At 59.0% G+C, this 21,705-nt stretch carries 18 protein-coding genes; 10 read left to right on the forward strand and 8 right to left on the reverse strand.

Translation table 11 applies throughout. The annotated features are described in order from the left end of the window. Positions 1-29 precede the first annotated feature (29 nt). Entirely contained in the window at positions 30-1,028 is a 999-nt protein-coding gene (locus LAO20_18285; protein MBZ5533381.1) for a GlxA family transcriptional regulator, read from the reverse strand. A 495-nt stretch (positions 1,029-1,523) separates the two neighbouring features. Between LAO20_18285 and LAO20_18290 the strand changes: the two genes are divergently transcribed. The 4 genes from LAO20_18290 (at position 1,524) to LAO20_18305 (ending at position 6,210) form a co-directional block, all read left to right on the forward strand. Beyond that, entirely contained in the window at positions 1,524-3,356 is a 1,833-nt protein-coding gene (locus LAO20_18290) for a M28 family peptidase (protein MBZ5533382.1), read from the forward strand. 254 nt (positions 3,357-3,610) lie between these two features. Continuing rightward, on the forward strand, positions 3,611-4,696 hold the full coding sequence (locus tag LAO20_18295; protein MBZ5533383.1) for a hypothetical protein: 1,086 nt from the start codon (positions 3,611-3,613) through the stop codon (positions 4,694-4,696). Positions 4,697-4,703: 7 nt separating this feature from the next. Beyond that, positions 4,704-5,360 carry a YceH family protein gene (locus LAO20_18300; GenBank protein MBZ5533384.1) on the forward strand — a complete coding sequence of 219 codons (657 nt, stop codon included), beginning with the start codon at positions 4,704-4,706 and terminating at the stop codon, positions 5,358-5,360. A 61-nt stretch (positions 5,361-5,421) separates the two neighbouring features. Next, positions 5,422-6,210, forward strand: coding sequence for a hypothetical protein (locus LAO20_18305; protein ID MBZ5533385.1), 789 nt, complete (start codon positions 5,422-5,424; stop codon positions 6,208-6,210). A gap of 83 nt (positions 6,211-6,293) precedes the next feature. Here LAO20_18305 and tsf read toward each other — a convergent pair whose 3' ends face one another. The 4 genes from tsf to rplM form a co-directional block, all read right to left on the reverse strand. Beyond that, on the reverse strand, positions 6,294-6,980 hold the full coding sequence (gene tsf / locus LAO20_18310) for a translation elongation factor Ts (protein ID MBZ5533386.1): 687 nt from the start codon (positions 6,978-6,980) through the stop codon (positions 6,294-6,296). A 151-nt stretch (positions 6,981-7,131) separates the two neighbouring features. After that, on the reverse strand, positions 7,132-8,031 hold the full coding sequence (gene rpsB, locus LAO20_18315; protein MBZ5533387.1) for a 30S ribosomal protein S2: 900 nt from the start codon (positions 8,029-8,031) through the stop codon (positions 7,132-7,134). Between the two features lie 206 nt (positions 8,032-8,237). Beyond that, the gene (rpsI, locus tag LAO20_18320) at positions 8,238-8,633 is read right to left on the reverse strand and encodes a 30S ribosomal protein S9 (protein ID MBZ5533388.1); all 396 of its coding nucleotides are present in this window, start codon (positions 8,631-8,633) and stop codon (positions 8,238-8,240) included. 76 nt (positions 8,634-8,709) lie between these two features. Then, a complete protein-coding gene (rplM, locus tag LAO20_18325) occupies positions 8,710-9,147 on the reverse strand; it encodes a 50S ribosomal protein L13 (GenBank protein MBZ5533389.1) in 438 nt (145 codons plus the stop codon). A 265-nt stretch (positions 9,148-9,412) separates the two neighbouring features. Between rplM and LAO20_18330 the strand changes: the two genes are divergently transcribed. Continuing rightward, the gene (locus LAO20_18330; GenBank protein ID MBZ5533390.1) at positions 9,413-10,243 is read left to right on the forward strand and encodes an energy transducer TonB; all 831 of its coding nucleotides are present in this window, start codon (positions 9,413-9,415) and stop codon (positions 10,241-10,243) included. Between the two features lie 27 nt (positions 10,244-10,270). Here LAO20_18330 and LAO20_18335 read toward each other — a convergent pair whose 3' ends face one another. Together LAO20_18335 and LAO20_18340 are read right to left on the reverse strand one after the other, a co-directional pair. Then, on the reverse strand, positions 10,271-11,173 hold the full coding sequence (locus LAO20_18335) for a hypothetical protein (protein ID MBZ5533391.1): 903 nt from the start codon (positions 11,171-11,173) through the stop codon (positions 10,271-10,273). Between the two features lie 208 nt (positions 11,174-11,381). Next, on the reverse strand, positions 11,382-12,689 hold the full coding sequence (locus LAO20_18340; protein ID MBZ5533392.1) for a hypothetical protein: 1,308 nt from the start codon (positions 12,687-12,689) through the stop codon (positions 11,382-11,384). Between the two features lie 262 nt (positions 12,690-12,951). Here LAO20_18340 and LAO20_18345 point away from each other — a divergent pair, with 262 nt between their 5' ends. After that, a complete protein-coding gene (locus LAO20_18345; GenBank protein ID MBZ5533393.1) occupies positions 12,952-14,952 on the forward strand; it encodes an ABC-F family ATP-binding cassette domain-containing protein in 2,001 nt (666 codons plus the stop codon). Between the two features lie 22 nt (positions 14,953-14,974). Here LAO20_18345 and LAO20_18350 read toward each other — a convergent pair whose 3' ends face one another. Next, positions 14,975-15,541, reverse strand: a complete 567-nt coding sequence (locus LAO20_18350) for a hypothetical protein (protein MBZ5533394.1) — start codon at positions 15,539-15,541, stop codon at positions 14,975-14,977. Between the two features lie 267 nt (positions 15,542-15,808). Between LAO20_18350 and LAO20_18355 the strand changes: the two genes are divergently transcribed. From LAO20_18355 to LAO20_18370, 4 genes are all read left to right on the forward strand, one after another. Next, positions 15,809-16,648 (forward strand): alpha/beta hydrolase, encoded by an 840-nt coding sequence (locus LAO20_18355; GenBank protein MBZ5533395.1) that lies wholly within the window; start codon positions 15,809-15,811, stop codon positions 16,646-16,648. A gap of 121 nt (positions 16,649-16,769) precedes the next feature. Next, positions 16,770-18,296 (forward strand): VWA domain-containing protein, encoded by a 1,527-nt coding sequence (locus LAO20_18360; GenBank protein MBZ5533396.1) that lies wholly within the window; start codon positions 16,770-16,772, stop codon positions 18,294-18,296. An 86-nt stretch (positions 18,297-18,382) separates the two neighbouring features. Next, positions 18,383-20,029 (forward strand): VWA domain-containing protein, encoded by a 1,647-nt coding sequence (locus LAO20_18365; protein ID MBZ5533397.1) that lies wholly within the window; start codon positions 18,383-18,385, stop codon positions 20,027-20,029. A 28-nt stretch (positions 20,030-20,057) separates the two neighbouring features. Next, positions 20,058-21,695 (forward strand): VWA domain-containing protein, encoded by a 1,638-nt coding sequence (locus LAO20_18370; protein ID MBZ5533398.1) that lies wholly within the window; start codon positions 20,058-20,060, stop codon positions 21,693-21,695. Positions 21,696-21,705: the final 10 nt, after the last annotated feature.

Below are 21,705 nucleotides of genomic sequence, written 5' to 3' on the forward strand. Positions count from 1 at the left end.
CAGCGAGCGAACAAATTTCTGCGCCATTTTCAAGCCCTAAGGCCTTCGGCAGCCGCCGCCGGAATCGCATGGATCTGGAAACGTTCCCGGTAGCTGCTGGGATTGGTGCCAAAGCGCCGTTCAAACGCCCGGCGGAAAGAATCCGCGCTGTGAAAGCCCACGGAGTCGGCGACTTGCTCGATGGAAGTGCTGCGCTGGGCGAGACGGCGGCGGGCTTCGTCGAGGCGCAGTCGCTTGACGAAGTCAGCGGGCGTGGCGCCAAAGACATCGCGAAAGCGCCGGCTGAAGTGCCGGGGACAAAGACAAGCCTTGCCGGCGAGCGCTTCCACGGAAAGGTCCGCCCGCAGGTTGCCGGCGATCCAGGGAACAAGCTCAGCCAGGCGGTCGTCTGAGCCGGTTTGGAACTGCAGCGGCTCAGAATATTGTTCCTGTCCGCCTTCGCGCTTGAGATAAACCACCAGTTCGCGGGCGACGGCCAACGCCACACGCCGTCCGTGGTCCTCTTCGATCAAGGCCAGGGCCAGGTCAATGCCCGCGGTGATGCCGGCGGAAGTGTAGAAAGATCCGTCTTTCAAGAAAATGGCGTTGGGCTCAACCCGCAGCAGAGGAAAACGGCGGGCCACGTCGTCAGCGAAGCGCCAATGCGTGGTGACGCGGCGTCCGTCCAGGAGGCCGGTGGGCGCCAAAGCGTAAATGCCGGTGCACACGGACGCGATGCGGCGAATACGGGGAGCGCGCGCGCTGATCCAGGCTGAGACTTGGGCATTAACGGCGGGTTTGCGCAGGCCGCGTCCCCCGCAGATGATGAGCGTGTCCAGCTCAGGCGCGCGGGCCAGTGTGCGATGCGGGGTGATGGTCATGCCGGCTTCGGTGACGAAAGGCTTGCCGGTCAGACCCAGGATGACGGTTTCATAGCAGGGGCGGAGTTTGCCGTCTTCGTCGCTGACCGCGCTGGCGAAGGCTTCCAGCGGTCCGGCGAGATCGAGTCCCGCAACATCATCAAAACCAAGAAGGCCGATGCGCTTCATAATTCTTTCTTCCCTCTGAGTAAAGTACGCTTGCCGGGCGATGTCTCAAATGACATAGAACCGACATTTTAGGCTATGGAACCCCTAGGGCATAAAGACCTAGGCTGTCTATGCCTAGGTGAGACGAGGAGAGCGGAAATTGGTGAGCAGGAGGTCTCACCGCGGACGACCGGAAATGGGAAAGCGGTGGCCTTTTCGGTTGAATTTCGCCTCTGGTTGTGCTATGCTAACGTGTTTATTTACAATGTTTTGGCGGACATGCAGTCCTTGGCAGTCATCCCCGGAGATGGGACAGATTACCGCCGGGGTGAGAATGGCGTTACGCTGGGGATATCGCCGGGGATGATTGGAGTTAAGTCCTTATTTTTCGGGGATGACCGGGGATGGGGGGCAGATCGCCGTGATCGCACGTGATCGCCGGCATCGCGCGTGATCGGAAAAACCAAGTATTCACCGCGAAGGACGCGAAGGCCGCAAAGAGGTAGTCTGTTGAACATGCATAGCAGAAAAAATACAAGGCTCGTTCGCCTGGCGCTGGCAGTCACGCTCCTCGGCGGCTCCCTTTTCGCCCAAACGCCGGTTGCCCAGACGCCGGTGGTCCAAAAGGACGCCCAGCGCTATCTGGATGACGTGAAAGCGCTCACCGCGCCGGAGATGGAAGGCCGCGGGGACGCCACCAAGGGAATCGCCCGCGCCGCGCACTTGATCGAGCAGCGCTACAAAAGCCTGGGACTGGAGCCGGCGGGCACGCAGGGCTATCGCCAGCCATTCACGGTCATCACCGGAGCCAAGCTCAAAGGCGACAATCATCTGCGGGTGCAAACCGCCGAAGGCAAGAGCGACTTGAAGCTGAGCATGGATTTTGTGCCGATCAGCTTTTCGTCGTCGGGGAAGGCGAGCGGCGCGCTGGTGTTTGCCGGGTACGGCGCGTCGGCGACCGAGTTTAGCTATGACGACTACGCGGGCATTGACGTGAAGGACAAGATCGTACTGGTGCTCAGTGGCGAGCCACCCAGTTTTTCCACCAAGGCCGGCAACGTGACACACCATTCGCAACTGGTGACCAAAGCCATCAACGCGCGCAACCACGGGGCGAAAGCCCTGGTGATGATTCACGGAAAACTGCTGCCGAAAGAAGAAGACATTTTGCAGCGCTTTGGGAGCGAGCCGGGGCCGACCGACGCAGGCATCCTGTTGCAGCAGGCAAAGAATGACGCGGCGGACAAGTGGTTTGTGAAAGCCGGCAAGACTCTGGCCGCAGTGCAGGAGCAGATCAACGGCGCGACCAAGCCGGCGTCGTTCGCGTTTCCCGATGACCTGCGGGTAACGGCCAGCGTGAGCATTGAGCACACGCACGCCACGGTGAACAACGTGATCGCCTACCTGCCGGGCACGACGGACGAATACGTTATCCTGGGCGCGCATTACGACCACCTGGGCTACGGCGGCGAGCATTCGCTGGCGCCCGCGCTTACCGGGCAGGTCCATCCCGGCGCGGACGACAATGCTTCCGGCACGGCGGGCGTGCTGGAGCTGGCGCGGCATTTTGCGCCCGTGAAAGGCAAACTGCGCCGCGGGATACTGTTCATGAGCTTTGCCGGCGAAGAACTGGGGCTGCTGGGCTCAGAGGCCTGGGTGAAAGAACCCACCAAGCCGCTGGACAAAGCCGTGGCCATGCTGAACATGGACATGATCGGACGCATCAAGGACGACAAGGTTTACATCGGCGGCGTGGGCACGGGCTCCACGTTCAAGAGTGCGCTGGAAAAGGAAGACAAGAAAGTCCCACTGAAGATTGAATATTCGCCGGGAGGCCCGGCATCGAGCGACCATACATCGTTTCTGGTGAAGAAGATTCCGTCGTTGTTCTTTTTCTCCGGGCTGCATGCGGATTATCACAAGCCTTCTGACACGTGGGAGAAGATCAATGCGGCGTCGGCGATAAAACTGCTGGAATTGGTGGCCGGCGTGGCGCAAGACCTGGACGCGGCCGCGGACCGCCCGGCGTTTCAAGCCGTGGTGGAAGAGAAGCCGCTCGGCGGCGTCAGCAGCGGCGGCGGATACGGGCCGTACTTTGGCTCCATCCCCGACTTTGGCCAGGTGGAAACGGGAGTGAAGTTCTCCGACGTGCGCGCGGGTTCTCCGGCGGCCAAGGCGGGATTGAAGGGCGGCGACATCATGATCCAGTTTGGCGACAAGCCGATCAAGAACCTGTACGACTTTACCGACGCGCTGCGGCGCAGCAAGATCGGCGACGTTGTGGACGTGACGGTGCTGCGCGACGGGAAGCCGTTGAAGGTTACGGTGACGCTGGAACAGAGAAGATAAACGCATGATTTACCGCAAAGGTCGCGAAGGACGCAAAGGGTGGTTGAGATTTTCCATGCGGCGATTTTCGATTCCTGCACGGCGAGCAGTCAAAGGCAGAGGATCAGTCTTCAAGCTTTCTTGCGAGCTTTGCGACCTTTGCGTGATTTGCGGTAAAGATGTTGCTCCCGAGATCCTTTGCGACCTTAGCGTCCTTTGCAGTGAGATCGAGCTCTGGCGCGGCGTTTGTTATGCTTAGTAGCTGATTTTTACTTATGTCGAAAACAAAATATTTCTTCCTGCTGCTTACTCTGGCGACCGCACTACCTGTGGCTTTTGCGCAGAAACCTGCTGACGGCGCGAGCGATTCTCTGGTCTCTCCGGGAGAAGAGAAGCATTTGCGCAACATTCGCCAACTGACGTTCGGCGGACAAAACGCCGAGGCTTACTTCTCCGCCGACGACAAATCGCTGATCTTCCAGCACCAGGGAGACGGCGTCGCCTGCGACCAGATCTACACCATCCCGGTGAACACGCCGGACGGCAAGCCGGCCATACCCAAGCTGGTCAGCACGGGAAAAGGCCGCACTACGTGCAGTTACTTCTTTCCGTCAGGCAAGCGGATTTTGTTTTCGTCCACACACGCCGCGGGAGCGGAGTGTCCGCCGAAGCCGGACTACTCCAAAGGCTACGTGTGGCCGGTGTATGACAGTTACGACATTTACACGGCCAACGCCGACGGCAGCGACCTGAAGCAGCTTACCAACACACGCGGGTACGACGCGGAAGCGACGATTACGCGCGATGGAAAAAAGATTGCGTTCACCTCCATGCGCAACGGCGATCTGGACATCTATGTAATGGACGCCGACGGCAAGCACGTGAAGCAGCTCACGCATGAGCTGGGTTATGACGGCGGGCCGTTCTGGTCGTATGACGGGAAGAAGATCGCGTATCGCGCGGAGCATCCGAAAACGCCGAAAGAGGCCGAAGAGTACAAGGCGTTGCTGAAAGAAGGCAAGATCAAGCCCGGCAACCTGGAAATCTGGGTGATGGACGCGGATGGCACGCACAAGCACCAGGTCACCAACAACGGCGCCGCCAACTTTGCGCCGTATTTCACGCCGGACGGCAAGCGCATCATCTTCGCGTCGAACGTGGCCGATCCGCAAAGCGCGCGCGGCTTTGACCTGTTCATCATCAACGTGGACGGCACCAACCAGGAGCGGGTCACGTTCTATCCCGACTTTGATTCGTTTCCCATGTTCACGTCGGACGGCAAGCGGCTGGTGTGGGCGTCAAACCGCAACGGCAAGCAGCCGCACGAGACCAACATCTTCATTGCGGATTGGGTAGACTAAACGGCGCATGGACATCGTACTGAGTGAAGTTGAGGCCCGCGTGCTGGGCGCTCTGATTGAAAAAGACAGCACCACGCCGGATTACTATCCGCTGTCAATCAACGCGCTGGTGAACGCCTGCAACCAGAAGAACAACCGCGATCCGGTGATGAGCCTGAACGAAAACGCCGTCCGCGACGCGCTGTACACCTTGCAGCAAAAACATCTGGCCGGGCCGGCGGGCGGAGCGGACAGCCGCGTCACCAAGTACGAACATCGCATCCAGGAAGTCTTCAACTTCACCCGCGCGGAAACCGCCGTGATGGACGTGCTGCTGCTGCGCGGTCCGCAGACGCCAGGCGAGCTGCGCGGACGCACCGAGCGCATGTTTCGCTTTGAAGAACTTTCAGACGTCCAGGCGACGCTGCAGAAGCTGATGCAGCGCACGCCTTCGCTGGTGAAGATGCTGCCGCGGCAGCCAGGGACCAAAGAAGCCCGCTACGCGCATTTGCTCTCAGGCGACGTGGAAGGCTGGGAAGCGCCGCCGGAGACGGCCGGAGCCAGCGCCCGCTCGGCCGGCGACGACGAACGGGTTGAGCGCCTGGAAAATGAAGTTGCAGAACTTCGCCGCGAAATGAGCGATCTGAAGCAACAGATGGAAGGCTTTAAGAAGCAGTTTGAGTAAGACAGCTAGCAATTAGCAAATGGCAAATGGCACTTAACCATTAGCACTTACTGGAATGGGAATGCAGCTCGAATATATTGCTGTTGATTGGTCAGGAGCAGCAGTTGGGGCTCACAAAACAATTTGGCTAGCGCGGTGCGTAGGGAACACCCTTGTCGAGCTGGAAAACGGGCTTTCTCGAGAGCGCGTTGCTGACCGACTGGTTGAGCACGCGCGGAGGAATCCCAACATTGTCTTGGGCCTCGATTTTGCTTTCTCTATGCCCATTTGGTTCATACGAGAACACAACATCAGCTGTTGTGATGAGTTATGGGACTTCGTCGCGAGTAACGGAGAGAATTGGCTGCGAAGTTGCCAACCACCTTTTTGGGGTCGCCCTGGCCGGCACCGTCCCGAACTTCCAGAGCATTATCGATGGACAGAAAAGGAAGTCGGGTCTGTCAAAGGCATCAATGCAAAATCAGTCTTTCAAATCTTTGGTGCTGGTGCCGTAGGTACCGGTTCATTGCGGGGGATGCCGTTCCTTTCGAAGCTTCGCCGCGAGGGATTTTCCATTTGGCCCTTTGATTCCAGTTGTCTGCCGTGTGCAATAGAAATTTACCCGCGCTTACTAACCGGGCCGGTCAAAAAGAACGATCAAGGTGAGCGAGAAAAGTATCTGCGAGAAAGCCTCCCTGACCTGAACTTGGCATTTCGCGAAAAAGCTTCCAGATCCGACGACGCATTTGATGCTGCTGTGTCAGCTCTAGTTATGTCCAAGCATTTGGTGAATCCGCTGTTGCAATTGAGGCATAGTACGGACGAGCGAATCTTGTTGGAGGGACGCATTTGGCAGCCTGCATCTGTTTGATCTTTTTTGCCCGTTGAGCAAAAACAAAAGGCGGCGCTTTTCGCACCGCCCTAGTAGCTAGAAGCCATCGGCCAGTAGCTGCCTTACTCGGGTTTCGCGTCCTGCTGCGGCTTGCTGATGGCCACGGTCTCGCCCACGTCGCCGACTTTGAAGCGGGCGAAGCGCCGGACGGAAATATTCTCGCCCAGCTTGCCGATCTTGCTGGCGATCAACTGGTGAATGCTGATGCCCGGTTCTTTCACGAAAGGCTGGTCAAGCAGGCAAACTTCTTCGTAGAACTTGGCCATCTTGCCTTCCACGATTTTCTCCACCACCGCCGGCGGCTTGCCGGTGCCAGCGGCCTGGGCGCGATAGATTTCTTTTTCGCGCTCGTAGGCCTCGGGCGTCACGTCTTCCTTGCGGACGAACTTGGGATCAGCGGCCGCAATGTGCATGGCGACGTCCTTGATCAGGTCTTTGAAGTCATCGGTGCGGGCGACAAAGTCGCTCTCGCAGTTGATCTCCACCAGCACGCCGATCTTGCCGCCGGCGTGGATGTAGCTGGCCACCGAGCCTTCACTGGTCACGCGCGCCGCTTTCTTGGCGGCGGTGTGGACACCCAGCTTCCGGAGGTGGTCCACGGCGGCTTCTTCGTTGCCGCTGGTGGCTTCCAGGGCCTTCTTGCAATCCATCATGGGCGCTCCAGTGCGCTCGCGCAGTTTGCGCACCTGGTCCGCGGTAATGTTGGTTTTCTTGGGGTCGTTCCCGCCCGGGGCAGCCGTAGTAGTCATGGAACCTTCCGTTTTCATAAATCTTGGAAAACCTCTCTACAAACACTTCCCCGCAAGCTTGATGGCGGGGAAAAAATAAATCTAGAAGTGGGCTCTTCAGCGATGTTGCGCAAAAGACAGCCGCGCAAGAACTAATGACCGGCGCTAGCGGCTAGACAGATTTCGGCTCTTCAGCGGTCACGTCCGCGGCGGCATCAGCCGGAACATCCGCGGCGGGCTCGGCCTCAATGCGGCCTTTTCCACCCAGCACCTGCTCCATGTTCAGCTCCTCTTCCTCCATCAGATCAGCCGAAGTTGGAGTGCGCACAGCTTCCGATGCCTGTTGAGCGGCCATGGCGCCGGCGATATCTGCCGTCTCTTTGTCCGTGGCGGCCTGGGCGCCTTCCGCGATAGAGTCAGCCACCTTGGAGGCAAACAGCCGGATGGCGCGCAGCGCGTCGTCATTGCCGGGGATGACCCAGTCCACTTCCGTGGGATCGCAATTGGTGTCCACCACGGCGACCACCGGGATGCCGAGCTTGCGGGCTTCCTTCACCGCAATGGCTTCCTTGTTGGAGTCAATCACAAACACGATGTCCGGCAGCCGGTTCATGCTCTTGATGCCGGCCAGGTTGGCCTGCAGGTGTTTGCGTTCGCGCTCCAGCTTGATGACTTCTTTTTTGGGCAGCAGCTCGTAACGGCCGTCGGTGGCCATTTCGTCGAGTTCCTTGAGCCGCTTCACCGACTTCTGCACGGTGACCCAATTGGTCAGCAACCCGCCCAGCCAGCGGTTGTTCACGTAGAACATGCCGCAGCGCTGTGCTTCTTCCGCAATGGCGTCCTGCGCCTGGCGTTTGGTGCCGACAAACAGGACAGTCCGGCCTTCGGCAGCGGAGTCCTGTACAAACTTGCTTGCGTCCTTGAACATCTTGAGCGTCTTCTGCAAGTCAATGATGTAGATACCATTGCGCTCCCCGAAGATGTATTCCTTCATCTTGGGGTTCCAGCGCTTGGTCTGGTGCCCGAAGTGGACGCCCGCTTCGAGCAACTCCTTCATGGTGATAGTAGCCAAACGACCTCCTTGTTGAATTGCATCCTCCGCGACAGTCGAGCCCGCTCGGGATTGATTCCCTAGTCCGCTCCCGTTGCAGCGGGAGGGAAAATTGTGGTCCTGGATCACAAGCTCATTCCGTTTTCAGGACCCAAAAACGGCGAGCTAAGCCAGAAAAATCTGTTGCCGAAAAAAGGGACGCAAGCAAAGCGTCCCGGCAAAGATCTTTAGCGCTTCGAAAATTGGAAGCGTTTGCGAGCGCCTTTTTGTCCGTACTTCTTGCGCTCTTTGCCGCGTGCGTCACGACGGAGGAAGCCTTCCGCTTTGAGCTTTTTGCGCAGTTCCAAGTTGAACTCCAGCAGGGCGCGAGCAATACCCATTCTGAGAGCGCCGGCCTGGCCGTTGATGCCGCCGCCGGACACGTTAGCGGTGATATCAAACGTTGACGTGGTCTCACTGGTGACCAGAGGCTGGCGAAGCTCAACCCGCTGCGCTTCCGTCAGAAAGTATTTGTCCAGGTCGCGATCGTTGACCGTAAATTTGCCGCTTCCAGGACGCAGAAAAACGCGAGCTACGCTCGACTTGCGGCGTCCGGTGCCGTAATACTGAACTTGATCAGCCATCTTTTATTCAGACTCCTTGGTATCCAAACTTCCTGGATCCAAACTCTTGTCCCGCAAGGGACGAAACTTTTTTGCCCTACCGGGTGGCCAGTACCAGCGACTCAGGCTTCTGTGCCTGGTGGTCGTGCTTGTCGCCCTTGTAAACTTTCAGCTTTTTGCCCATGGCCTTGCCTAGCTTGTTCTTGGGCAGCATGCCCAGGATTGCTTCCTGGACAATGCGCTCCGGCGCGCGGTTAAACCGGTGGCGAAAATCCTCTTCGCGCAGGCCGCCGGGAAAACCGGTGTAATGCCGGTAAACTTTCTGGTCGGCCTTCATGCCGGTGACGCGGACTTTTTCCGCGTTGATAACGATTACGTGGTCGCCCGTGTCTATAAAGGGCGTGTACTGGGGATTTTCTTTCCCTGCCAGAATCCTGGCCACACGGGAAGCCAGGCGTCCCAGCGTGTGCCCTGAGCCGTCCACAACGAACCACTTGCGCGCAATGTTCTGCCCGCTTGGAAAACGGGTAACCATGCCTCAAACTCCTGAGAATAAATCGCTTAGAAAGACCGCTCGAATGACGCCGCTTACTACTTCCGAAGAAGACACAAGGCGGGCTAACTGCAGAGCAGTGAAGATAAAAGGATACCCAATTGCGCCAGGAAATGTCAACGCTGGGCGGTTCCCATTCAGGTACACTGGCCCGTTTCCCGAATCATAACGCTTTTTCACACAGGAGATACACGAAGTGACCCAGGTGCGGCGGAAATTATCGTTGGTCTTATGGACATTGTTGGTCATGGCGACAGTTTCGGCGTCTGGCCAGGACCTGGAAAAAACTCTGAACGCACAGTACAAGGACAAAATCCTGGCGCTGCGCCATCCCCGGCAGGTCAACAAGCAGGAATACGATGCAAGCGGCGCTGTGGTCGGCGACAACTCTGAAGGGCCGTGGACGCTCTACGGGCGCATCCGGGTGAAGCAGATTCAAGTCAAGGCAGACCAGATGGAGATCGAAGGGAAACGCGTCCCATATTCCCCCGACAATGAAACCCATCAACTGGCGCCCTCCAAAGATGGAGAGAAAGCGCGCTTGACGATACGGCTCGACAAACCGCCAGCCTCTGCGAACGAAGCGACGGAAATCCTGGGTCGCGTGTTTGCCCTTTCCAATGAGGAACTAGTAAAGTCCGCACCGGAATATTGGCGGCATTATCTCGAAGTCAAGCTTGGCTTGGCGCCGGATGATCGCAGAGTCACTGATCCGCAGGCAAAAAATGCCCGGCGCGCCCCGGACAAGCCCATGGAGAAGCTCGGCAACGATGGAGAAGGTGTTTTCACAGTAGGCGAAGGCACCCTGCCTCCGAAAGTCACGTACCAACCCGAACCGGAGTTTTCAGAGGAGGCCCGCAAGGCCCAATTCCAGGGCACCGTTGGAGTGGACATGGTGGTGGATGGCATGGGCGTGGTCCGCCGGATCCAGATAGTCCGGCCTGCTGGAATGGGGCTGGATGAAAAGGCTGTCCAGGGGATAAGCGCCTGGCGCTTTCAGCCCGCGACGCGCCAAGGCCAGCCCGTGGCGGTGGTGCTTTACGTGGAAGTGCAATTCGCTCTATACAAGGGCCGTTAGCGCGAATGTCGTCATGGACGAGTTGAGCTATTCTTTGTCGCCGCGAAGGATGCAAAGCAGACCGTCTGCCATCTTCTCCGCCGCTTGCGGCGCCAGTTCAAAGTGCAGCAGAGGCTCAATCAGCTCCAATTCCATGAGCGTCGGCGTGCCGCCACGCATGACGATGTCCGCGCGGCAGTAAGCGGTCTCTGGCGCGAAGCGAGCGAGGATGGCCTGGGCCATGTGCACGGCTGCGGCGGGCGGCGAGGCGAGCGCGTGCAGTCCACCGTGTTCTTCCTGTACGCGGAAGTCGCCCGGGCGCGGCAGCTTATTGACCGCGTGGGTGCATTCGTGGCCGCCTTGTCCATTTCCGATGAAGATCAGTGACCATTCGCCGCCGGTGGCGATCTCAGGAATGAACTCCTGCACCATCATCGAACGGTCACGCAGCAGAGTGTTGAGTTTGGGGCTGAAGTCCGCGGCTTGCGCGGCTTCAATCCGGTAGGTCTCAAAGGCGGAGGCCGAAATTGCCGGCTTGATAACCGCAGACGTGAGCCCCGTGGAACGCATCAGCTCTTGCAAGTCAGCTTGCGACCCTCGCTCCAGGAACACAGTCTTCGGCACGGCGAACCCGGCGGCTGCGATGTCCTTTAAGTAATGTTTGTCCATGTTCCAGCGGACAATCTCCGGTGCGTTGACGACTTTCGTGCGCCGCACAGCCGCGGTCAGCCAATGCACGAATTTGTCCGGGTGCAGATGGTAATCCCACACCGACCGCAGTACGAGCAGGTCGCAGCTGAGAGATTCCGGCGGCGTTTCCGTCCAAACCACGGGGACAATTTTCGAACCGCGACGTTCCAGCGCGCGGGCGAGGATGAGGTCGTCGGCGGTGAGATCACGGTGTAGAGCGCAGGTCAAGAATCCAATGGACAGATGATGGGAGAGCGGCATCAGCCATCGATCTTATCGAAGAGTCGCGTCCACCAGCGGAGATAAGAATTCGATCAGACGATAAGGATCCAATGGCCAACAATCATTGGCATCGGGTGACTGCGGCAGAAACACGCGATGCTCGATTGCTCAGAAACGCGAGCCCTGGCGACTCGCCTCAGATTGCAAGCGAGCGGTCAGGGCCCGGATAGCACTCAATAAAGCGGCCCTATTTAGGTCTTACGATCTCCTTAGGTCTTTCGATCTCCTTCTCCACCGGCCCCGGGCCGATGGGCGGCAGCTTCTTGAGCTCCATGTCCTTTCGGAAGGGGCCTGTGAAGTGGATCGCCGGGCCAGCCTTCATGTAAACGAACACGTACCGTCCGCCGGTATCAGGCCGGCCGACGAAGCACAATTGGTTGAAAGCGTAGTGCTTGATGATCGCGGCCCCCTGGTCGGCTGCGGTTTTCTGCTTAAGGAAATAGAACATGCGCTGCCGGTCATCGACGATCGTGAAGAACCCGTTTTCATCCAGAACGGTGACCGCTGCCAGATTGTCGGGGATGCAGTCTTCGCCACCGCCCGGCAGAGTCCCGGTCGGCGCAGCGCCGCCGACCAGTTCGAACTGCATCGGCGGCATCAGCTCTCCGGGCAGGTTCGTGCCCACCGTGCAAGTTTCGTTCATATTGAAATGCTTAATGATGTCCACGGTGCGCTGCGCGTCGGACTCCCGGCTGTCAAAGTCAAACAAGATGTGACCACCGTCCACAACCTTCCAGCGCCCGCTGACCATCTGCTTGGCCGTGGTGGCCGGGTTGAAGTAGACACAGTGCGCGCCGTCGGCGCGCCCCGGCGGCCCAGGGGGAACCACGGGATGCTGGTGTGGCCCTGTGGGCGCGGTCTCCGGCACTGGACCGCCGGGATAGAACCCGTTCGCCGGGAAGAAGCACTCCGGAGGATAGCCCGCCGGCGGCAGAGCGCTCCACACGTTGTTGCTTGCTCCCAGAGTCACCGGCGCAGCCGCCATGTGGGCGAGGTGCGTGGCCGGGTTCCTCACGTCCGCTCCCGCGGGCACGATGATAATATCGGCATGGACGATGAAGGAAGAATCAAAAGTGCCGTTGGCACGGATGGTCAGTGATCCCGTGGAAGCCGGAAGGGCATCCGGTTGCGGCAAAACGCTTTGCCCGATCACGCCGTCAGAATTGTTTACCGTGATGTAAACATCAACGTTGCTGCCGCCGCGGGTCACCGGGATGCTGTTCTTCAGAAACAGCGCGACCACGGTCAGGCTGGCGTGGCCGCCAATGTTGGCCGAGCGATGCATGATGGTGTCCGCCGGGCCTGTGCAGGCGCAGATGGGCACACCTTGCAGCTCCACAGTGGACGGCGAGACTCCCGGGACGCCAATGGAGGCCCCACTCGGAGTTTGCAAGAGGTCATAGCCGGCTTGTTGGGCCGATGCGGGCAGCGCGTAAGCAAAGAACACGCCGGCCGCAAACACAACTGCAAAGCTAAGCGGAATACAGCGTTTCATGCGCACACTCCTGATAATTTGAAAAAAGCGGTTGAGAAACTACACCAATTCGGGGTGGACGTTTCTTCTCCGGGATTGCTTTTTGTGGGCCGCCAGGCCAGGGTGCTAGACCCGCCGCGGAAGTGAAGATCTGCCCGTGTCACGCGAAGCAGGACCAACCGTTGTTCAGCGAGGCCCCATTCCCTGCTCTCCTCCGCGTAGTTCTTCCGGCCTCCGCGTCTCCGTGGTGGACTTTCCGCCGACTGTGTTTAGATAGAAGCAGATGCTCCAGCTCTCCGCCGCCGGCAAACGCTTTGGCCCAAAAGTCCTCTTCCAGGACCTTGACTGGCTCATCACGCCGCAGGACCGCGTAGGGTTGGTCGGCGGCAACGGCACGGGCAAGACCACGCTGCTGAAGATCCTGGCCGGGATCGAAGGTCTGGACTATGGCGCGGTGAACCGCCAGCGCGGCATACGCTGCGGCTACCTTCCGCAGGACGGCCTCTCGCTCTCCGGACGCACGGTATTTGCCGAGTGCCTGTCCGTGTTCAGTGACGTCCATGCCATGCAAAAGGAGATGGAGGACCTTTCCCATCGCATGGCAACCGTGGAACACGAGAGTGCCGAATACCAGCAGATTGCCGAGCGCTTCCACCGGGTGCAGGCGGAAATCCACTCGCGCGACGGTTACAACATTGAGTCGGAAGTGGGCACGGTGCTCAACGGCCTGGGCTTCAAGAAAGAAGACTGGGAGCGGCGGACAGAAGAGTTTTCCGGCGGATGGCAGATGCGCATCGCGCTGGCCAAGCTGTTACTCGAAAAGCCAAATCTCTTGCTCCTCGACGAACCGACCAACCACCTGGACTTGGAGACACGCAACTGGCTGGAAGAGTATTTGCATGACTATCCCTACGCGTACGTGCTGATCTCGCATGACCGCTACTTTCTGGACGTGACGGTGAACAAGACCGCGGAAATCTGGAACAAGAAAGTCTGGTTCTACACCGGCAACTACGAAAAATATCTGGCGCAGAAGACGCAGCGCCGTGAGCAGTTGGAAGCCGCGTATCGCAACCAGAAAGAGAAAATCGAACAACTGGAGCTGTTCATCAACCGTTTCCGCTACACCGCCAGCAAAGCCAAACAGGTGCAAAGCCGGATCAAAGAGCTGGAGCGCATGGAGAAAGTGGAAATTCCGCCGGAAGAGAAGACCATCCACTTTTCTTTCCCGCAGCCACCGGTCAGCGGACGCACCGTGGTGGAAGCCAAGGACCTGGCCAAGAGCTACGGGCCAAAACATGTTTTCTCCAAGGTGAATTTTGTCATCGAGCGGGGCGACCGCATCGCGCTGGTGGGGGTGAACGGCGCGGGAAAATCCACGCTGATCAAGCTGCTGGCCGGGCATGAGCCAGCGACAGCAGGCGAAATCAAGCTGGGCCACAACGTGGACGTGGATTATTTTGCCCAGGACCAATACAAAGCCCTGGACACGGAAGCCCGCCTGCTGGACGACTTGTTCGTGGCGGCGCCGCGCTCCACGCAGACCGAACTGCGCAGCCTGCTGGGCTGCTTCCTGTTTTCTGAAGATGATGTCTTCAAGACCATCGGCGTGCTTTCCGGCGGGGAGCGCAATCGCTACGCGCTGGCGCGCATGCTGCTGCATCCGTCAAACTTTTTGCTGCTCGATGAGCCCACGAACCACCTGGACCTGCGCGCCAAAGACACGCTGCTGAATGCCCTCCAGAAATTCACCGGGACGGTGGTGTTCGTCTCCCACGACCGCTACTTCATTGACAAGCTGGCCACGCGCGTCTTTGAGATTGGCGACGGGCGCGTGGAGATTTTTCCCGGCAATTACGAAGACTACTTGTGGCGCAAGGAAGGCAAGGCCAAGCCGGCGCCGGATGTTGGGTTCGCAAAAGACGGTTCGGCGAAGAACGATGGCTTCGTCAGAAACGAGTTCACGAATAACGGCGCGCGGCCGCCGGCGCCGGCGGAGAGATCGCAATCGGCGAATCTGGCAGATGCTGCTCCTGATGGGGAAGCCAGGAAGCGCGTGAATCCCATCAAGCTCAAGCAGATGAGGGAACGCTGCAACGAGCTGGAAGAGGAGATCGCGCGGCTGGAGACGGCCATCGCGCTGGCGGAAACCGCGTTGCAGAATTTTGTGAGCGCGGAAGAAACCCAGCGGCAAACGGACTTGCTGAATCGGTCGCGATCTGAGATGGAACAGCGCATGGCGGAATGGGAAGAGCTGGCCGCAGCGCTGGAAAGCGCCGACTAGCTCAGGGCCCCACAGACTCGCTTTACGCGCGTCGCCGCAGGGGCGTTGCCGTCCGGCGGGCGCGCACGGGCGATTTTGGAGAGAGATCAATCCTGGTGGTCTCTTCCATGTCATTCCATTCCGCGGCGCGTATGCAGAAGAAGCCCAGGATGCACAACCCAGCGGCCAGGCTCGCGAGCAGCAGCGGCAGAAAGAAAAACTCCGTGTTGTATCCCGCGCGCAGGTAGATCGCGGAGGGATCCAGCGGGTTGTAGTAGATGTGTTCCGTTGTGCCGACGCGGGCGTCCATCTGGTTGCCCCACGCGGCGCAGTCAGCGCCGGCGCGGTTACGGTCCACCGCGACATATTCTTTTTCGCCGACTTTGTATTTGAGGCGGTAGTCCGCCGTGCAGGTGGTGGCGGCGCTATCCAGCGCGTACGACGCGGTGGCCCCGCTGATGATGGCGTCCGTCTGCGCCCAGGCGTGCAGGACGTATTCCTGGTAGAGAAAACCCACCAGGGCCAGCGCCAGCGCAACCAGGCTGAGCTTGTACAGAATTCTTCCCTGCACCGTCAACAGACGGTTAAAGCCTTGTCCAAGTTTCTTCATGGCGATATTCGGAAGACGAAGCAGGTGGCAAGAGCTTACACTAATTCCATACGCAGAAACAGCAAGAAGACGCTTCCTCTTGTGAAAATGAGAGGAATTAATGTTGAGAAGCCTCCTGGCTTGGGCCAAACCATTGAAGAGACTGGGCGGAGCCGTGCTGCGAATCCTGGCAATGTCGCGCGTCGGGCCGGCGACGTTCGCCTATTTCTTCGCCGAAAAATGAGCTTCCTGCCGCGCGGAAAGAAGTAAAGATGCGTTCTTCAGGAGATGACGTCATTTGATGGCGGTAAACCCAAGAACAGGCTGTGGCCTCTGAAGAAGGTCCTCATGGGAGTGTTGCTGACGGTGGCAATGGTGTACTTGGCGTTCATGGCCATGGCGTTCTTCTCTTCGGAGGGCCTAATGTTTCTGCCGCATCCGTCTTCGTATCGCGACTCGCCGGAGATCATCAAGCTCAGCAGCGCCAACGGCGCGAGGATTTCCGCGGTGTACCTGCAGAATCCTCAGGCGCGCTTCGCCTTGCTGGTGAGCCACGGCAACGCCGAAGACCTGGGCGATGACCGTTACTGGCTTGAGGACTTGCGCCGCGCCGGGTTCAGCGTGCTGGCGTTTGACTACCAGGGATACGGCACCAGCCAAGGCAAGCCCACGGAACAAGGGGCTTACGAAGATGAGAACGCGGCGTACGACTATCTGGTCAAGCAGCTGGCCACGCCGCCCGAGCGGATCATTATCTATGGGCGATCGGTGGGCTCAGGTCCGGCGGTGCACATTGCTGCGCGCAGACCGGTTGCAGGGCTGATCCTGCAGAGTCCCTTTCTCTCGGCATTTCGCGTGTTGACGCGCGTTCCCCTTCTGCCGTTTGACCGTTTTCCCAATGCTCGTGATATTCGCAACGTCCACTGCCCACTGCTGGTGATTCACGGCGAGGCAGACGAAGTCATTCCCTTCCGGCACGGACAGAAGCTGTTCGCCATCTCCAACCAGCCCAAACAATTCGTCGGCTTTCCCGGCGCCGGCCATAACGACCTGGAAATAGTTGCCGGAGCAAAATATGTTGAGGCCATCCGCACTTTCGCAGCTTCGCTGGAGAATACAACGCACTAGCGGCGTACTATCAGGAAGCAAAGACGATCTAAGATTTTCTATATACTTACGCCAAGTTCGGAGGTAGGCGATGCATGCATTCGGGCGTAGTTTTGGCAGGTTGACAGAGCTAGTCCTTTCTTTGGTCCTCATTGCGTCCGCGGTGGCGCAAGAGCCGCAGACCAGCCCAAAGCCCCAGCCGGACCCGCTGGTGGTGTTCCAATCGCAGCAAGTTCTCAGGTCCACCACGCGCCTGGTGGTGGTGGACGTAGTGGTCACGGACGAAAAAGGGAACTTCATTCCCGACCTCAAAGCGGAAGATTTCATCGTCAACGAAGACGGCAAGCCGCAGAAGATTTCCGACTTCAGCTTTCATCGTCCTGGGGCATCGGCGCAGGCGCCTGTCGCATTGCCGTCCAATGTGACCGGCAACAATCCTCTGTACAGCAGCAACAGCTGCATGAACGTGATTCTGCTGGATGCCATCAACACCGATTTTTCCAACCATGCTTACGCCCAGGACATGCTGATCAAGTATCTGGAAACCGGACCGCCCATCCAGCCGACGGCGGTGTTCGCCCTGGACGGCAAGCTGCGCATGCTGCATGACTTCACCACGGACACCAAAGCATTGCGCGATGCTCTGGCCCACTTTGTACCGCAAGGTCCACAACACATCGCTGACGTGTATGCCGCGGCGTCGCCATTTTCTCGCCGGGGTTCATACCAGGTGACCGACCAAAGCAGGCGACTTACGTTGCAGTCTTTTAACTACCTGGCGCGCGCGCTGGCGGGTTATCCCGGACGCAAGAACCTGCTGTGGCTTTCCGAAGGATTTCCGCTGAACCTTTTTCCTGAAGCGCTGATGGGCGAGCAGGTAGTAGCGATTGAAAACTATTCGCCCATGGTCGAGAAGATTACCGACGCCCTCATGGACGCCCAGGTGGCTTTGTATCCCATTGATGCCGCGGGCGTGAGCATAAACGACCGGTTTTCTGCCCGGACGGCCCTTGAAGCCATGGCGGAGCGCACCGGTGGCAAGACTTTCTACAATCGCAATGACATTGATATGGGCGTCCGCACCAGCATCGACGACGGATCCAGCTACTACACATTGGAATACTATCCTGCGAACAAAGACTGGAACCACAGGTTCCGCAGCATTCAAGTGAAGGTGGACCGTCCGTCCGTCAAGCTGCGGTATCGCCAGGGCTACTACGCGCTGGCCCCGAACAGCACAGCACACACCGACGCTTCTACCGCGGCCACCGACTTCAGCCACGCCATGGACCTGGACTTCCCTTCGTCCACCTCCGTGCGTTTTCTGGCGGAGGTAACGCCGCCATCGCCGAAGACGCAGAACAAATTGCTGGTCAGGTTTGCCATTGACCCGCACACCATTGCCTTTGAGAAACAGAGTGACGACCTGCAACATGCAGCCGTAAATTGCGTGGTCTGGGCCTACCCCGCGAAGGGCGAGCCCGTCCGTTCTGAAGGCGGAGCTACCGCAGCCCTGAAGGAAGACGTCTTCCAGCAGCTCATGCGCAGCCGCTTTCCTTGCCAGCGGACAATGGAACTCAAGCCCGGCCACTACAAGCTTCGGCTCGGTGTGCTGGACCGTACCACCAACCTCATCGGCAGCACCACCACGGAAGTGACCGTCCCCTGAAGCTGTTACTTCGCGGCGAAAACGGACTAGAATTGCCGAATAAGGTTGCGGCAACAATTTGGGTCACTCTTTGTAGGAGTTCATTTATGCCATCGTTCTCGTGTGGCCAGCTCCGCGTTCTCGCGTTACATCTGGCTTGCATCACGTTGCTGGCCACCGCCGCAGCCCAAGAGCCACAGAAGCCCGCGGAACAGCAAGCCGGCGTTTACCAGTCGCTGGAGACGTTAAAGTCCACAACCCGGCTGGTAGTTGTGGACGTGGTGGCGTTCGACAACAAGGGGCAACCTGCGCTGGGCTTGCAGGCGGATGATTTTGTAGTCTACGAGGACGGAAGGCCGCAAAAGATCAGCAGCTTTGGCCTGCAACGCGGAGGCGCAGCTCCGGTAGCGGCCCCGGCCACACCCAACGGCGTCTTTTCCAACGCGCCCGCTTACAAAGAAGCTCACTCCCTCAACATCATCCTGCTGGACGCATTGAACGCGGAGTTCGAAAGCTACGCCTACGCTCGGGACCAGTTGATCAAGTACCTGGATAGCGGGCCATCCATCCAGCCGACCGCGGTTTACGCGCTGGAAGAGAAACTCACTCTGCTGTACGGCTTTACCGTAGACACCAAGGTGCTGAAAGCCGTGATTCTGGACTACAGGCCCAAGGCCCCGACGCACGTGCTGGATGTGTATTCGGCGGCGTCACCGTTTGCGCGCAAAGGCGACTTCAAGACCAGCGCCCGCAGCATGGAAGTAACCATTGCCGCGCTGAACAACCTAGCGCAGTCGCTGGCGGGATATCCGGGACGCAAGAACCTGATCTGGCTCTCCGAGACTTTTCCGCTCACGCTGTTCCCGGAGATCATCTCCAATGATCCGAACCCGGCGGCATTCGATCCAGCTACCCATCGACCTTCAACGCCGATTGTTCCGGCGACCACGGCGAATGATCCTTCCTTCCGCACTGACACGGACCGCGACTTTGTGGAAGAAGTGGAGAAAGTGGCCAACCTGATGATGACCGCACAGGTGGCCATTTATCCGGTGGACGCCGCGGGTCTGGAACGCGCCAACCGCTTCAACGCCATGGGCACCATGCGCAGCCTGGCGGAACGAACGGGCGGCAAGGCCTACTTCGGCCGCAACAATCTGGAAGAGGGCGTCCGCTCCAGCATTGATGATGGTTCCACCTACTACACGCTCTCCTACTACCCGGAGAACAAGAACTGGGACGGAAGGTTCCGCGTGGTGCAGGTGAAGACCGCGCGGGGCGGCATCACGCTGCGCCATCGCCAGGGATACTACGCGCTGGATCCGTCGCCGGGCGACAAAGACGCGGAGAAAGCGCTGGGGCGCGAGTTCAGCTACGCGCTCAGCCTGGATTCTCCTGGTTCCACCGCGGTACAGTTCAAAGCGCAGATAGCGCAGACCACGCCGAAAGTGCTGGTGAAATTCGCCATTGATCCGCATTCGCTGGTCTTCAGCAGCAAAGATAAAGGACAGGAGCGGGCCTTCGTCAGTTGCGCCGTCGCGGCTTACTCGGAAAAGGGCGCATTTGTGAAGCAGGAGATCACCAGCATGAACACCACGGTGAAACACGATGAGCTGCCAAAACTGATGGCCGCGGCGCTGGGCTGCGAACGCGCCATAGAACTGAAGCCCGGCAACTACAGCCTGGTCCTGGGCGTGGTGGACCGCAGCTCACGCCTGATCGGGACCACCACTGCCTGGGTCAAAGTTAAGTAAAGCGAGTTCGTTCGTAGAGGAGTTTTTTATGCCGTCATCGTTCCATCATGGCCGTATTGCTGTTGTCACTCTGGCTTGCGCGGCGCTGCTCTCAAGCGCTTTGGCGCAAGAACCTACTGCCGATCAAAAACAGCCGGCCAACCAGCCGGTGTTCCAGTCGCCGGAAACGTTGAAGTCCACAACGCGCTTAGTCGTCGTGGACGTGGTGGCCACGGACAGCAAGGGCTCACCCGCTCTGGGTTTGAACGCCGCTGATTTCGTGGTGTACGAAGACGGCAAGCCGCAAAAGATCAGCAGCTTCAGTTTCCAGCACGGAGGCGCGGCTCCAACCGCGTCCGCGAGCAACAGTCCCGGCGTGTTTTCCAACGCGCCGCAGTATAAAGATGCGCAGTCGCTCAACGTCATTCTGCTGGACTACCTGAACGCGGAGTTTGGCAGCTATGCCTACGCTCGCGACCAGTTACTCAAATATCTTGACAGCAACCCTTCCGTCCAACCGACGGCGATTTACGCGCTGGAAGCAAAGCTCACGCTGCTTTACGGTTTCACCACCAACACCAAAGTTCTGCGAGATGTCATCGCCGACTACAAGCCCAAAGGCGGCACGCACGTGATGGACGTGTACAGCAGCGCTTCGCCGTTTGCGCGCAAAGGCGGCGACTTCAAGAGCAGCGGCCGCAGCACGGATGCTACGCTGGGCGCGCTGAACAACCTGGCCCAGGCGCTGACTGGCTATCCCGGACGCAAGAACCTGATCTGGCTCTCCGAGGCTTTCCCGCTCACCTTGTTCCCGGACATCATCATGAACGATCCCAACCCGTTCACCGGACCCGGCGCCGGGCCGATTGTTCCGGCCACGGTTGCCAACGATCCTTCTTCCCGCACCGATACCGACCGCGACTTCTCCGCCGAAGTGGAGAAAGTGGCCAACCTGATGATGGCCGCGCAAGTGGCCATCTATCCCGTGGACGCCGCGGGCCTGGAGAACACGAACCGATTCAACGCCATGGGCACCATGCAGAGCCTGGCTGAACGCACCGGCGGCAAAGCTTATTTTGGACGCAACAATCTGGAACTGGGCGTCCGCACCAGCGTGGACGACGGCTCCACGTATTACACGCTGGCTTATTATCCGGAGAACAAGACCTGGGACGGAAAATTTCGCGTCGTCCAGGTGAAGCTCACGCGGAACGGCGTGAGTTTGCGCCATCGCCAAGGCTATTACGCGCTCGATCCCGCTGGCGGCGGCAAGGACACGGAGAAAACCCTGGGGCGCGAATTCAGCAGCGCGCTCAGCCTGGACGCTCCCGGCGCCACGTCCGTACAGTTCAAGGCCCAGGTGGCCGCGGTTACGCCCAAGGTGCTGGTGAAGTTCGCTATTGATCCGCACTCGCTGGCGTTCAGCAAAAAGGACGATTCGCACCAGCAAGCCGCGGTGAGTTGCGCGGTGGCCGCGTATACGGAAAAAGGCGTCTTCGTGAAGCAGGAGATGAACAGCATGAACGCCTCCGTGAAGCAGGAAGACCTTCCTAAACTCATGCAAGGCGCGCTGGGCTGCGAACGCTCCATTGACCTGAAGCCGGGCAAGTACAGCCTGGTGCTGGGCGTGGTGGACCGCAGCACGCGGCTCATTGGCACCACCACGGCCTGGGTCAAGGTGCCGTAGACGAAAGCTG

The organism is Terriglobia bacterium (assembly GCA_020072815.1).
In the GTDB taxonomy this organism is placed as follows: domain Bacteria; phylum Acidobacteriota; class Terriglobia; order Terriglobales; family Acidobacteriaceae; genus Angelobacter.